General features: G+C 44.7%; 14 protein-coding genes. 9 read left to right on the top strand and 5 right to left on the bottom strand.

The window, feature by feature from the left end; genetic code table 11:
- Positions 1–149: 149 nt before the first annotated feature.
- The gene (locus ABDK00_RS15625) at positions 150–1,028 is read left to right on the top strand and encodes a bifunctional 5,10-methylenetetrahydrofolate dehydrogenase/5,10-methenyltetrahydrofolate cyclohydrolase (protein ID WP_346236410.1); all 879 of its coding nucleotides are present in this window, start codon (positions 150–152) and stop codon (positions 1,026–1,028) included.
- Between the two features lie 129 nt (positions 1,029–1,157).
- Positions 1,158–1,739, top strand: a complete 582-nt coding sequence (locus ABDK00_RS15630; RefSeq protein ID WP_346236409.1) for a 7-carboxy-7-deazaguanine synthase QueE — start codon at positions 1,158–1,160, stop codon at positions 1,737–1,739.
- A 286-nt stretch (positions 1,740–2,025) separates the two neighbouring features.
- On the opposite strand, the gene ABDK00_RS15635 is transcribed toward ABDK00_RS15630, so the two are convergent.
- From ABDK00_RS15635 to ABDK00_RS15645, 3 genes are all read right to left on the bottom strand, one after another.
- Positions 2,026–2,241 carry a hypothetical protein gene (locus ABDK00_RS15635; protein ID WP_346236408.1) on the bottom strand — a complete coding sequence of 72 codons (216 nt, stop codon included), beginning with the start codon at positions 2,239–2,241 and terminating at the stop codon, positions 2,026–2,028.
- A 142-nt stretch (positions 2,242–2,383) separates the two neighbouring features.
- Positions 2,384–4,186, bottom strand: coding sequence for an ABC transporter ATP-binding protein (locus tag ABDK00_RS15640; protein WP_346236406.1), 1,803 nt, complete (start codon positions 4,184–4,186; stop codon positions 2,384–2,386).
- Positions 4,187–4,298: 112 nt separating this feature from the next.
- Positions 4,299–5,471: an acetyl-CoA C-acyltransferase gene (locus tag ABDK00_RS15645; protein WP_346236405.1), complete on the bottom strand. Its 1,173-nt coding sequence runs from the start codon at positions 5,469–5,471 to the stop codon at positions 4,299–4,301.
- 153 nt (positions 5,472–5,624) lie between these two features.
- On the opposite strand from ABDK00_RS15645, the gene ABDK00_RS15650 reads away from it, so the two are divergent.
- The 5 genes from ABDK00_RS15650 (at position 5,625) to ABDK00_RS15670 (ending at position 11,088) form a co-directional block, all read left to right on the top strand.
- Complete coding sequence (locus tag ABDK00_RS15650) at positions 5,625–6,689, top strand: quinone-dependent dihydroorotate dehydrogenase (protein WP_346236403.1); 1,065 nt, start codon at positions 5,625–5,627, stop codon at positions 6,687–6,689.
- A gap of 7 nt (positions 6,690–6,696) precedes the next feature.
- Positions 6,697–7,506: a TerC family protein gene (locus ABDK00_RS15655; protein ID WP_346236402.1), complete on the top strand. Its 810-nt coding sequence runs from the start codon at positions 6,697–6,699 to the stop codon at positions 7,504–7,506.
- 232 nt (positions 7,507–7,738) lie between these two features.
- On the top strand, positions 7,739–9,952 hold the full coding sequence (locus ABDK00_RS15660; protein WP_346236401.1) for an ATP-binding protein: 2,214 nt from the start codon (positions 7,739–7,741) through the stop codon (positions 9,950–9,952).
- Positions 9,953–10,534: a biliverdin-producing heme oxygenase gene (locus ABDK00_RS15665; RefSeq protein WP_346236400.1), complete on the top strand. Its 582-nt coding sequence runs from the start codon at positions 9,953–9,955 to the stop codon at positions 10,532–10,534.
- Positions 10,535–10,590: 56 nt separating this feature from the next.
- The gene (locus tag ABDK00_RS15670) at positions 10,591–11,088 is read left to right on the top strand and encodes a dCMP deaminase family protein (protein ID WP_346236399.1); all 498 of its coding nucleotides are present in this window, start codon (positions 10,591–10,593) and stop codon (positions 11,086–11,088) included.
- Positions 11,089–11,091: 3 nt separating this feature from the next.
- Here the strand turns inward: ABDK00_RS15670 and nagA are convergent, their stop codons facing one another.
- Positions 11,092–12,204 (bottom strand): N-acetylglucosamine-6-phosphate deacetylase, encoded by a 1,113-nt coding sequence (gene nagA, locus ABDK00_RS15675; protein ID WP_346236397.1) that lies wholly within the window; start codon positions 12,202–12,204, stop codon positions 11,092–11,094.
- A gap of 108 nt (positions 12,205–12,312) precedes the next feature.
- Between nagA and ABDK00_RS15680 the strand changes: the two genes are divergently transcribed.
- Together ABDK00_RS15680 and ABDK00_RS15685 are read left to right on the top strand one after the other, a co-directional pair.
- Entirely contained in the window at positions 12,313–12,726 is a 414-nt protein-coding gene (locus ABDK00_RS15680) for a hypothetical protein (protein ID WP_346236396.1), read from the top strand.
- On the top strand, positions 12,726–13,532 hold the full coding sequence (locus ABDK00_RS15685) for a sterol desaturase family protein (RefSeq protein ID WP_346236395.1): 807 nt from the start codon (positions 12,726–12,728) through the stop codon (positions 13,530–13,532). The genes ABDK00_RS15680 and ABDK00_RS15685 overlap by 1 nt, the downstream gene beginning before the upstream one ends.
- A 2-nt stretch (positions 13,533–13,534) precedes the next feature.
- Here ABDK00_RS15685 and ABDK00_RS15690 read toward each other — a convergent pair whose 3' ends face one another.
- Positions 13,535–14,236 (bottom strand): RsmE family RNA methyltransferase, encoded by a 702-nt coding sequence (locus ABDK00_RS15690; protein WP_428400570.1) that lies wholly within the window; start codon positions 14,234–14,236, stop codon positions 13,535–13,537.
- Positions 14,237–14,348 lie beyond the last annotated feature (112 nt).

A 14,348-nucleotide genomic window follows, 5' to 3' on the forward strand; every position in this document is an offset into this window, starting at 1 on the left:
ATAGATTTATTATAATAATTTAATTTTCAATCATTTACATAAAAGTGAAGCCAAGGACCGTAAGAACATATTGACTCAAATCAATTAACATTTGTTAGCATTTCCTATTTTTTGACCGCCTGTTGAAAAAACTTATGCATCTTTGCACGATGCAAATACTGGATGGAAAAAAAACAGCCAAAACCATATTAAATACGATCAAAATCGATGTGGCCCAGCGCGCTGCCACCGGCAAGAAAGTGCCTCATCTGGCCGCAATTCTTGTAGGCTCAGATGGTGCGAGCCAAACTTATGTAAACTCCAAAGTGAGAACCTGCAATGAAATCGGATTTATTTCTACCCTGATCGAATACGAAGAGGACATCAGCGAAATGAAATTATTAGATCAAATCCAGGAACTCAACGATGATCTTTCCGTGGATGGCATCCTGGTGCAGCTGCCACTTCCTAAACATATCTCTGAAAAAAAAGTGATTGAGGCAATCGCTGTAGCCAAAGATGTTGACGGCTTCCATCCCGAAAATATTGGACGGATGATTATGGGGGAAGAAGAGGCTTTTATCCCTGCCACGCCTTACGGCATCATGTTATTATTGGAACATAACAATATTCCTACCAAGGGTAAACACGCGGTGGTATTGGGCCGCAGCAATATCGTCGGCCGCCCCATGAGTATTCTCTTAAGCAATAACGCTAACCCAGGCAACTGTACGGTTACGGTTTGTCATTCGAAGACAGAAAACTTAAATGAAATATGCAGCCAGGCCGATATTATCGTTGCAGCTATTGGCCGCGCAGAATTTTTACAACCGGAAATGGTAAAAGAAGGCGCTGTTGTTATCGACGTGGGCATTACCAGGTTGAAAGATGATTCTAAAAAATCAGGTTACCGCCTGGCCGGCGATGTGGATTTTGAAAAAGTGGCGCCCAAATGCTCATTTATTACACCGGTTCCGGGCGGCGTTGGCCCCATGACCATCGCAGCGCTGATGAAGAATACGTATCAATCCTGTGTAGCAAAAGATTAAACAGCCGCACTATTTCATGCTAAAAAAGCTGGCCGCCAGAACTTTGGCTTCGGCCAGCCATGTTTTACTATCATCCTTAAATCTCTTCTTATCAACTCCACTTCGACTACAACCCGCCAATTTCCTGTAATGGAGCATTTCTATACCATTCAGGGGGAAGGCTTTCATCAGGGCCGCGCTGCTTACTTTGTGCGGTTGGGTGGTTGCGATGTCGGTTGCGTTTGGTGCGATGTGAAGGAAAGCTGGGCATTCGACGGACACCAGGTGATGACGACAGATGAAATTGTATCAACGATTCGGCAATCAAAGGCTCCCCTCGCGGTCATTACGGGCGGCGAGCCGCTGATGCACCCACTAGACGAGCTAACCAAAGCGATTCAAGACGCGGGCATCGCGACCAACATAGAAACCTCCGGTTCGTCGCCGCTGAGCGGCAGTTGGGATTGGATTTGCCTTTCGCCCAAAAAGTTTAAAGCGCCGCTTCCGGAAATATTATCTAAAGCCAACGAACTGAAAATCATTATTTATAATAAGAGTGATTTCGCCTGGGGCGAAAGTTTTGCCCGCCAGGTATCGCCGGACTGTAAACTTTATCTTCAGCCCGAATGGAGTAAATCAGACGCGATGACGCCGCTCATCATTGAGTATATCAAGCAACATCCTGAATGGGAATTAAGCCTGCAGATTCATAAGTATATTAATGTGCCGTAAATAAAAAAGCACCCCTTATAGAAATAAACGGTGCACTCTCGAAAACTATCTGCTTAAGGAAAACTATACAATGCTAGTTGGCCCACTCTCAAAAACTACCTTTATCAGTAGAAAAAGCCGGAGAGGCCACGCTTGCTTTTGTTAACACAAAAATAGCAGCTGACACTAAAGGCCGCTGCCGAAATTGGGAAAATCCATTTACGAAATCGGGAAAAAGAAAATCCATTTATGCATCACCTAGTAAATGAATGCATAAATGGATAACAACTTGCAGCCAACCTCATTTTTATCTTCTTTTACGATAATACTTTTTTTGCTGTCCCGGCGCATATGGTTTAGCCGATTTGGAGCCGTAATATTTTTTCACCTGCCCTGGAGGCATATGGCCGCGATGTCCGTGCATAGGGCCGCGCTGATAGTGTGGATGCCCACAGGCAATAAGCCCAAATAAAAGCGCTACGATCACGGTAAAGGACAACATTCTGCTAATTGAGATTTTCATCTTTATATTATTTATGGTTTTGTAGGTCTCATGGAACCCATCATCTTTAAAAATAGTTTGCGAACACTATTCCGGAGACGATCTCAAAAACCTGAAAAATGTTAATTAAAAATAAAATCTCTAAGCCGTGCTACTAACTTGTTCAGTTATAAAATTTTGCAATGCGCTCTATATTCAAACTTCTTGCAGAAGCTTCAAATATCTCCCGGTAAACATTGTCGTTATTCATCAATGTTTCGTGTCGGCCCGACTCTACCAACCTTCCCTGCTTCAATACGTAGATCATATCCGCATCTATAATTTGGGAAATAGAATGAGAAATAATGACCACCGTGCGATTTTGTTTAACAGCATCCAGGCTGTTTTTGATTTGCTCAGTTGCAATGGCGTCGAGGCTTGCTGTGGGTTCATCCAGAAAAATAATCGGCGGATCTTTAAGAAACAGGCGCGCAATGGCAATGCGTTGCTGCTGACCACCGCTGAGTAGCTGCGCATCGCTCTGATACTGCAACGGAAGCTCCATGATCTGATCGTGCAAATAGGCTTGGGTAGCGGCGTGGGCCACTTCATCAAAAGATGCATCAATTTTTCCGTAGCGAATATTGTCTTCAATCGTTCCTTTAAAAATATGGTTCTTCTGCAGCACCAACCCGATATCGCTTCTCAAAGAACTGTTATCATACTCTTTAAGCGCCTCCCCATCCAGTAAAATTTCTCCACTGTCAGGTTCATAAAATTTGTTCAACAAATTCAGGATCGTGCTTTTGCCCGCGCCGCTTAAGCCAACAAGCGCCGTCGTTTTGCCACGCTCAATAGAGAGGCTCACATTGTGCAATGCTTTTGTGCCGTTCGCGTAGGTAAAGCTTACATGGCGCATTTCAAAGTGACCGTCCAACGCTCTGACCTTGCTGGCACCGGTTTGTTCAATAGCATCATCATCTTCTATTATCTGAAAATATGCTTCGGCATAAATAAAGGCGTCATTTACTTCATCGTAAATACGATGCAATTGCCGGATCGGTGAAGAAACATTGTTGAACAACATGATGTGCAACATGATGGCGCCGATACTGATTTGATGATCCAACACCAAATAGGCCGTGAGGATGATGATTAAAACCACGCCGATCTGCTCGACAAAGGTTTTAATACCATCGTATGTAAAATTGGTTTTGCGCGTGTACAACTGGTCGTCTGTCAACTGTTGCTGAATAGCCAGCTGCTTTTTTTCTTCTACATCTTCCCTGACAAAGCTCTTGATTACCGTAATCGATTCTATAAGATTGAGCAGGCCGTTACTTTTGTTTTCGCGCCCTCTGCGCAACTGGCGCCGGACACCCTGCAATTTTTTCGCCTGGCGGGCGCTTACATAAAAATATGCCGGTAAAATAGTAATCGCTACCAGACCGACATAAACATTAGCCATAAACATAATCACCAACGCTAATATAGAATTGCAAAACAACGGGAGGATGTCGATGAAAAAATTTTGCACCAAACGTGTCAGGCTTTCAACGCCTCTGTCGATGCGGGTTTGTAGTTTTCCCGATTGATTTTCTGCCGCGGTAAAAAAACTCATCCGGTAGCTGAGCATTCTCTTAATGGCCTTTTCGGCCAGGCTGTTACTTACATTGATCCTTATTTTTTCACCATAAAATTTTTGCCCAAACTGGATAAAAATATTGATGATTTCTTTAGCAAACAGTACCACGGAAATAAACGCTAATAACTTTACACCCTCCTGCAATGGATCAGCGGTTTGTAAAAGCGCGTCAACATGATCGACGGTGTATTTTAAAATAAGGGGATTAACCTGCGCGCTTAGCGCTCCTACCAAAGTGAGAGTCAGCGTGCCGAAAATCATCTTTCGATAAGGTTTTACAAAAGGCCAGATTTGTCGGACGATATTGACCAGATTCAAAGTTTTCGTAAACGCTTTAGCCATATCACAAATAATAAGGTTCTGTTTGGTTGGACGATTAATAAACTCAAAACTTTTATAATAAAAAAGAGCCGCTCATGCAGCTCTTCCAATAGTTGTTTCTATTTTTTTCAACTCAAAGTCTTTCAATGATACCGGCAATGCCCTGCCCGCCGCCTACGCATGCCGTTACCATTCCATATTTTTTATCCAACCGCTTGAGATCGCCTAACAACTGAACCGTAAGTTTGGTGCCAGTGCAGCCCAAAGGGTGGCCCAACGCAATAGCGCCACCGTTAATATTTACTTTGTCCGGATCGAGCTGCGCTTCCCTGATTACGGCGAGCGATTGCGACGCAAAGGCTTCGTTCAATTCTATCAAATCAATATCGTTCAAGGTTTTGCCCGCCTGCTTCAATGCTTTCGGAATCGCCGCCACAGGCCCGATGCCCATGATGCGCGGATCGACGCCGGCAACGGCCGAAGCAACAAGGCGGCCAATGGGTTGCAGCTGCAATTCGTTCATCATTTTTTCACTCATAACGATCACGAAAGCCGCGCCATCACTGGTTTGGGATGCATTGCCTGCCGTTACGGTTCCTCCGGCGGCAAACACCGGTTTCAACTTGGAAAGCGCTTCCATTGAAGTGTCGGCTCTGGGCCCTTCGTCCGTATCAACCGTAAAGTTCCTTTGCTGCTTTTTTCCTTTTTCGTCAAGATAAATTTCTTTTACCTCGATTGGCAAAATGCCCTCTTTAAAATATCCTTTACTGATGGCTTCCATTGCTTTTTGATGAGAATTGTAGCTAAACTCGTCCTGCGCTTCGCGACTGACATTGAAATCCTTCGCCACCGCTTCCGCCGTCAAACCCATGTTTAAATAATAATCCGGCGCGTCGTTGGCAATATCAAATGAAGGAACAGTTTTCCAGCCGGAAGCAGGCACCAAGCTCATACTTTCTGTGCCTCCGGCAATAATACAATCTGCCATTCCTGTGCGTATTTTGGCCGTAGCGATCGCTATCGTTTCTAAACCAGACGCGCAATAACGGTTGACAGTAACCCCGGGTGTTTCAATACCCAGCGCACGCGCCGCAATGATGCGCCCCACTTGCAAACCCTGTTCGGCTTCAGGCACCGCATTACCGACGATAACGTCATCCACCCGGCTGGCTTCTAATTGCGGAATACTGGCCATCAACCCTTTAATGACTTCAATTGCCAAATCATCGGGCCGGTAAAACCGAAACCCGCCGCGCTTGGCCTTTCCAACTGCTGTCCTGAACCCGGCTACAATATATGCTTCCATAAAAAAATTTTATAAAAGTTGCATCAACAACTATGTATTCCAAATTTAAGCAAATTCTCCGGCGGCCGATCACGCCGCTGATTGATTTGAGATAAGTTTTCTCCTTAACAAAGGCGCTCACATTTCTTATATAGATTTCAAACAAATCTTTAAATGACGGTATATTTGCGCCTGATGTACGCTTTACTTAGAAAATTATACTTTTTATTCCCTCCTGAACGCGCTCATTATATGGCGATGCATCAGTTGGGTATGCTCACTAAAACCGCCCTTGGCAAAAAGATGGTGAGTAGTTTTGCTGCGCCTGACCAGGTTTTGGAAACACGGTTCCTGAATATGTTATTGAAAAATCCGGTTGGGCTTGGCGCCGGGTTTGACAAAAACGCCATGTTTCTGAACCAATTAGAAGCGCTGGGTTTTGGGTTTGTTGAAATTGGAACCGTGACGCCGCTGGCGCAGGAAGGCAATCCGCAACCGCGTCTTTTCCGTTTGCCCGCCGACAACGCACTTATCAACCGAATGGGTTTCAACAATGAGGGCGCCGATGCGGTGGCTGAAAGATTAAAAAAATGGCGTGAGCAAAAGGCGGGCAGCCGCGAAAAATATCCCTTGATTATTGGAGGAAATATTGGTAAAAATAAAGTGACGCCCAACGAAGATGCCTGGAAGGATTACGCCATCTGTTTTAACAAATTGCATCATTTTGTAGATTACTTTGTGGTGAATGTGAGCAGCCCCAATACGCCCGGTTTGCGCGAGCTGCAGGAGAAAGAGTCGTTAAGAAAGATTATCTGGAACCTGGCCATGATCAATAATGGAAAGGCACAGGCAAAACCCATTCTTTTAAAAATTGCTCCGGACCTGACCCGGTCGCAGATAGATGATGTCATTACCTTAGCTGCGGAAGTGAAGCTGGATGGCCTGGTGATCAGCAACACGACGATTGATCGCAGCGGATTGAAAACGCCTGTTGCAGAACAGGAAAAAATCGGAGCCGGCGGTTTGAGCGGCAGGCCGGTTCGCGCACGAAGCACAGATATTATTGAATATGTAAACAAACAAACCGGCGGCAGCCTACCCATCATTGGCTCGGGCGGCATTTTTACCGGCCGCGATGCAAAGGAAAAAATGGCTGCAGGCGCTTCTTTGGTTCAGGTTTGGACCGGCTTTATCTATGAAGGGCCGGGCATTGTAAAACAAATTTGTCAATCACTATAGTTATAAAATGGATTTATTATTTATATCAGGTTCTGAACTGTTTACCTTCGAATCATTGATTAGCTTTATCATCCTCGTCGTGCTCGAAGTAGTGCTGGGCATCGATAATGTAATCTTTGTAAGCATCATTTTAAACAGGTTGCCGGAGAACCTGCAAAAGAAAGCCCGCCGCACGTGGATGGTTACCGGTATCCTTAGCCGCTGCCTGTTGCTCGGCGCGCTCAGCTGGCTGCTGGCGCAAAAGGGAAAATATATTATCCCGGAGAGCTGGTTTGGCAAAGGGTTCGACCTGGCGAGCATTGTGATGTTGGTTGGGGGATTGTTCCTGATTTATAAATCGGTAAAAGAAATTCATCATAAACTGGAAGGTGAAGATCCGAACGAAAATGCGCAAAACAAAAAGAAGCTCAGCTTTGGACAGGCCATTCTTCAAATCCTCATCATTGATGCCGTATTTTCTTTTGACAGTGTTATCACCGCAGGTGGTACTGCCAAACATCTCGAGATTATGATCGCCGCTGTTGTAGTAGCCATGATTGTTATGTTCACTTTCAGCCCGAAAATTGCAGCCTTTATTCAGAAGCACCCTACCTTAAAAATGTTAGCGCTCTCCTTCCTGGTAATGATAGGTGTAAGTTTAATAGTAGAAGGATGGAACTCCGATATGGCGCATGAACTTCATCTCAAAAACTATATTTACTTCGCAATGGCTTTTTCGTTTATTGTCGAAATTCTAAATATGGCTATGCGCAAAAGAGCGGGCAAAGTAGTGAAATTAAACGCCCCTTCCCTGGATAACGAGGGGCCTCAAAAATAAGGCGTCCTGAACCGTCCTGCTCTGGTTCTAAAATCATTTAAATCTTTTCATATAAAGCGGCCGCCACCGGCCGCTTTCGCAGTTCTACAATACTTTACAATTAATTTTATAATGTAATCAACTTTCCATCAACACCAAACCATCACCTTATTTTAATTAGGCTTAAATATGAAAAACTCTATATATATTTACCTGAATTTGTTCGCCCTTAGTAAAGCTCCAAAACTCGTTTATGAGCCATCAATCAATCCTTCAGTGCCATACAGAGCCCATCCATATTTCAGGAAAAATTCAAAATCGAGGTTTTTTAATAGGTATTGAAAAAGACCAGGAAACTATTTCTCAAATCAGTGAAAACCTCAACGATTTCTTACCAATAGATGCTGGTGCTGTTTTAGGCCAACCTTGCCATATTTTAGATTCTTACGTCGAGGGCTCCGATTTCTTATTTTCAACTTATGTGAAAGAAATCAAAAACGGCATAAAAGGCCAAAACAATGTTTACCCCATCATCAATTGCAATGGAATAGATTATTATCTAATCGATTCATATAGCGGCAATTTTTTAATTTTTGAAACGGAACCTGTACTCCAGGCTGGGGATGTATCGAGCAAAATTTTCGAGATTGTCGACACGGTCATCGGCCAAAATTCCATTTCAGATATCATGGACGCGGCCGTCTCCGAGATCAAGCAGCTCATAGGTTTTGAACGTGTTATGGTTTACCAGTTCAACCCTGATGGAAGCGGCCAGGTGGTTGCCGAAGCAGTTGACACGTCGTTGGAACCTTTCATGGGTTTACGGTATCCCGAAACTGATATACCAAGGCAAGCGCGGGAGCTATACAAAAAAAACCATATCCGTCTGATTCATGAAGCTGGAAGCGCCACCGCTTCTATTCTTTCTGTAAAACCCGCTCCTATCGATCAAACTTTTACGGTGCTGCGTGCAGTGTCGCCCATCCATATCGAATATCTCAAAAACATGAAGGTTGTGTCAAGCTACAGCGTATCGATCATGGACGACAATTCGCTCTGGGGGCTGATTTCCTGCCATCACAGCACACCAAAAATTATTGACTTTAAGATCCGGCAGGCAACGCTGCTGATTTCAAAAGTGATGATTTCGCGCATCTCAGAAAAGTTGAAAGACCTGTCCAAAAATGCAGAGCGAAAATTTGCAGCCTGCTACTCCAGATTACAGGAATTTATTATTCAGGAAAACAACTTAAAATCAAGTCTCAGTAAGGGCATACAAGATCTTTGTTTAAGCGCAAAGGCATCTGGGTTCGCCATGCTTTTTGAGGGCCAGCTCTACCATTCGGGGCAGGTGCCTGATCGGGAGCAAATTTTATCTATTATTGAATGGCATCAGGCGCAGCCAAACCGCGGCCTTTTTTATACGCAGGAATTTTGGAAAGAAGAGCCTAAAGCGCTTGACTATTATAAAAAGGCCAGCGGTATCTTAATTGCTCCCATCTCGATTGAAAACACCTATTTAATCTGGTTCAAAAAAGAACACCGTTATGTGATTCAATGGGCAGGAAACCCCAACGATAAGGAGACGGTCCCCGTGAAAGAAGATGGACAAATGCGACGCTACCTGCCCAGAAAGTCTTTTGCTGTATGGCGTGAAAGTGTGACTAAACAATCAGAAGCGTGGACAAGTGAAGAAATTGCATCGGCGCAACGCGTTGTAAGCCTTATTGAATCATCATTCGAGAAAGAAACCCGGCAGATTATGGACTACCGTGGTAAATTGAACCGCATTACAAAAGACCTCGAATTTTTCAGCTATACTGTTTCCCACGATCTTAAAACACCGCTAACGGTTATCCGGTCCTACGCTCAATTATTGATGATGGCCGGCGACTCCATGAGCCCTAAAGAAAAAGAGATTACGAAAAAAATCATGACTGGCGTTGATAAGATGTCTGACATGATTTCGGGCGTGAATCAACTGACAAGAATTAATAAAAATGAAATTGCCTTTCGCGAAGTTGAAGTGTCAACTTTAATTACGGACATCATCAGCGACCACACCATTGCACATGAATATTACAAAACGAAAATAGAAATTGGCGCCACACCTCCCATTTTGGGCGACAGCCAGCTGCTTTATCATTGCTTTTCTAATATCATTGGAAACGCTTTAAAGTATAGTTCCAAAGTGAGCCAGCCTAAAGTGACGATCAGTGGCGTGAAAAAGGATCGCTACGTTTGCTATAAAATACATGACAATGGTATTGGTATTCCGCCGGAAGACCACGCGCATATTTTCGACCTGTTTAACCGATGCCACAATGCGAGCGATTTTGAAGGTTCCGGTATCGGGCTACCTATTGTTCAGACAATTCTCGAAAAGCACAAAGGCTTCATTTGGTGCATCAGCAACCTCGGAGAAGGCACAGCTTTTTATCTCGTCTTCCAAAATAAAATGATATAAATGCTGAGCGATATTCTAAAAAAAGAAACCGCTCCGCTACATGAAGCGCTGGAAAAAACCCTGTTCTCAAAAGATATTTTTTCAGGCGCTTTTGATCTTGAAAAATACCGGCTGGTACTCCACATAAATTTTGTCGTGCACGAAGTTTTAGAACCGCAGCTCTTTGCGGCCCTCGGCCCACACGCGGCCCCGTTGTCACTGGCAGCAAGATCAAAATCGGAAGCGCTCCAAAAAGACATGCAACAGGCAGGACTTGATGTAAACATAGATCAAAACATGGTGCCGCCTGCGCCTCGTTTCGATACGCCGGCGCAGGCCTTGGGCGGCTTGTATGTTTTAGAAGGCGCCACTTTGGGCGGACGCGTCATCGTCAAGCACTTAAAGCAACAGGACATATTTTCAACAACACCTTTTTTTTACTATAACGTTTACGCCGCCGAAACGGGTACCTATTGGACATCTTTTTTAGATGTATTAAACCAAGCAAACGAAGCCCCGGACGAAGTGGTGACAGGGGCGCGAAAAATCTATCACTATTATCTCGAAGTGGCCGCTGCATTCATCGCTGCTACAAAAAACTAATCGCTGCCGCATTCTGTCTATATCTATTCAAGCTGTACTTTTGGGAAAAAGAACTCATGAGCAAAAGAGAAGATTATATTACATGGGATGAATATTTTATGGGCGTGGCGCTCCTTTCCGGCAAAAGAAGCAAAGACCCTTCCACGCAGGTAGGTGCCTGCATTGTAAACAATCTTAATAAAATTGTGGGAACGGGCTACAACGGCCTGCCAATCGGTTGCAGCGATGATGATTTTCCGTGGCAAAAACGGGGCGAATTTCTCGATACCAAGTATCCTTATGTGTGCCATGCGGAACTGAACGCTATTTTGAATAATATTGGGATGAGCCTTCAGGGTTGCAAAATATATACCGCGCTTTTTCCCTGCAATGAGTGCACCAAAGCCATCATACAGGCAGGTATTACCGAAGTGGTTTATCTGTCAGACAAACATGCCTATAAAGAAAGTTTTATCGCTTCGAGAAAGATGTTGGAAACAGCGGGCGTCAGCATGCGAAAAGTGAAGACCCGGGCCCAACACATTTTGCTTTCCTTTGATGAGAAAGACGTGTAGCTTTTAGCAAATCAAACAAGATACTTCCTGAAATGCATCATCAAAAAGTGTAAACATTGCGGGATAGCCGGGTTCGATAAACCCGATTTGCTGATCCATGCGAATAGCCCTGGCAACGCGGCTTGTACTCATTTCCACCGCTTCCTGCAGCGACGCGCCCAAATGAAGCATGGCGTTTCGAATGGCATCGGGCATGGAGATCGCAGCGCCTCCAAGATTGCCATTCTTATCCCGGTAAAATCCATCAACCAGCTCAATACTCAAATTGTCCCAATCAAACTTTTGTTTTTTTCTACCCAGAAAAGCTGCGTCCGAAAGCAAAATCAATTTATCCTTCTTTTGCCGGTAAGCAACGCGGGCTGCGGCGTAATGACAATGGCCTCCATCCAGAATCAGGGGTGCATAAACTTCCTCGTTATCAAAGACAGCGCCTACCAGGCCACACTCCCGATGCCCCATTTGATTCATGGCGTTATAAAGATGCGTCACCAGGCGCATTCCCTTAGAGAAAAAATACTGCGCTTGTTCATAGTTCACATCAGTATGCCCGATGGAGATATTGATGCCCGAACCTAATACCATAGCAAGCTGACGGTCCGTAAAAACTTCAGGCGCGATGGTCATTATTTTGATAACACCCTTGCCGCGATCGATGATTTCTTTCAATTCTTCATCCGTAGGCTTTCTTATCACCTGCGCCGGATGAGCGCCGCGCTTTAGCACGTTGATAAACGGTCCTTCGAGATGCATGCCCAGAACACCCGGCTGAACCTGCATAAATTCCCTTACAACATCGATAGCCTTGAGAATGGTTTTAAAGTCAGAAGATATAAGGGTAGGCAATATAAATCCTGTTCCGTGATCTACACTCGCCTGATACATATCCTGCAATGCCGCAGCCGAAAGTTCCTTTGAAAAATACAGGTCATAGCCGCCATTTGGCTGAATATCGATAAGCGCCGGCGCAATATTTTTGCCTTTTACATCAATAACTTTTGCGCCTGCCGGAACCGCGCGGCCAATTTCTAAAATGCTACCATTTTTAATAATGATATGCGCATCGCGCCGCACCGACTCGCCCGTATAAATAACAGCATTGCTAATTGCATGAAGCATACTTACAAATATAAATTTGATTAGGTTAAAACAAACCAAAACATCGCGCCATGCAAGCCGTCCATAAGTATAATTCTTTATTTTTACAATAGAAACCTAAACACCTTTATGAAAAAAAGATTGATTCAAATTGCCAGTATTTTTTCCTTCATCTGTTTAATAAGCCTGTTTTTGGCCTACCGAAGCGGAAAGTTTGACTATCTCTTGTTTGCGGATGAGCATGCTTTACAAAGCAGCCCTAACGGAGCGCCGGTAACATCGCCCGCGCCCATGAAAAACGAATCGCCAAAAAAAATGTTGTTGCCATCTTCTAAATCCATGGTCGTGGCAGGGCCAACTTTTCTGCAAAAAGATTCTTTCACAAAACCTGCTATCGACGCCTCGCTTCGATCTCGAAAATATCCTGTCAGAAAGAAAAAGCCTGTCAATCGTTCACTTAGGCAGGCCGATCAGCTTCGGTTAAGTAGTTCAAAATCCATCCTGATAGTCACACCCAACGATTCAGCTAAAAAAAGAAATTGATGCAAGGTTTGCTAAACATTTTAATTGCTGCGGGCGCAAGTTTTATTTTCCTTTTCCTGGTCTTCCTTCCGATGGAAAAGGCATTCCCCGCACGAAAGGGACAAAAAATTATACGAAAAAACTGGGTCCTTGATCTTTGTTATTTTCTTGGCCAATACCTTTTATGGAATGGCTTGGTGCTGCTGGCGCTACATTATTTGGGCGAAGAAGTAGATCAATGGATTCCCGGAAGATTCAGAGAGATGGTGAGCAGCCAACCGCTGTGGCTCCAGTCGATAGAAGTAATTTTATTAAGCGATTTGTTGATCTATTGGGGGCACCGCCTTCAGCATAAAATAGCTTTTTTATGGCGCTTTCATAAAGTGCATCACAGCGCAGAAGAGCTCGATTGGCTGGCAGCTCATCGCGAGCATCCGCTGGATACCATTTATACGGTAGGACTTATTAACCTTCCGGCGCTCGTTATGGGTTTTAATTTGGAAGCCCTGGCCATACTGGTAGCGTTCAGAGGCATTTGGGCCATCTATATTCACTCAAACGTTCGCCTTCCTCTCGGCCCGTTGAAATACCTGATCGGCGCTCCGGAGCTCCATCACTGGCACCATAGTATTGACAGAGACGCAGGTAATTATGCAAACGTGTCTCCGTTGATGGACCTAATTTTTGGTACTTACACCTGCCCGGCTCAGGAGCCCGAACATTTTGGTATTAAAGAGCGTTTCCCGCAAAATTACCTGGGCCAATTGCTAAAGCCGATGCTGCCGGCTGATAAAAAAAATAACGAAGAACAGCAACCGTCAACATAACGCTAACCGATTTTTAACAAAGCAGCGGCTACCATTCCGGCTGTTTCCGTTCGGAGGCGGGTTTCGCCGAGCGTTACGGGTTGATACCCTTTTTCAAGCGCGGCGCGGATTTCCTCGGTTGTAAAATCGCCCTCGGGGCCAATGAGAATGATGGAGGATGTTGAGCTGCGCGACAAGGCCTGCTTATCTGTTTCGACACAATGCGCCATATATTTATTAGGCACAGTTTCGTATTTCGCGTCAACCATCAATTTATCAAAATCCATCGCCGCCGGCATATGAAGCAGCCAGGTTTGCTGGCTTTGCAACATGGCGCTGATAAGAATATTCCTCATTCTTTCGGCTTTAAACCTTTGCCTTTCCGTGCGGCGCGTGAGAAGCGGGATCACCTCTTGAACGCCCATCTCTGCAGCCTTTTCCAGCAACCACTCCATGCGGCTGCTATTTTTTGTAGGGGCTATAGCGATGATGACGGAAGGTTCGGGGCGGGCGCTCCAGCTCACATCCTGAACAGCTACTTCACAATGCTTTTTATGATCGTTGGTAATAACCGCTTTGATTAAATGGCCTTTGCCATCGGTCAGATGCAGTGCCGCGCCAGCCTTCATCCGAAGTACCTGCACGGCGTGCCGCGAATTGTCTTCGTCCAACACGATCGACTGCTGCGCGCGATCAAAATTTTGTATGTAGAAATAAGGAAGGATCGTATGCTAAAATTAAAAAACCGGCCAATCACACAACTACCTATTCACCATCAACCATTGACTATTGACCATTGCCCATTCACCATTCACAATTGACTATTGCCCATTGCCC

Origin of the sequence: Niabella insulisoli (assembly GCF_039652435.2) — a bacterium.
GTDB classification, from domain to species: domain Bacteria; phylum Bacteroidota; class Bacteroidia; order Chitinophagales; family Chitinophagaceae; genus Niabella; species Niabella insulamsoli.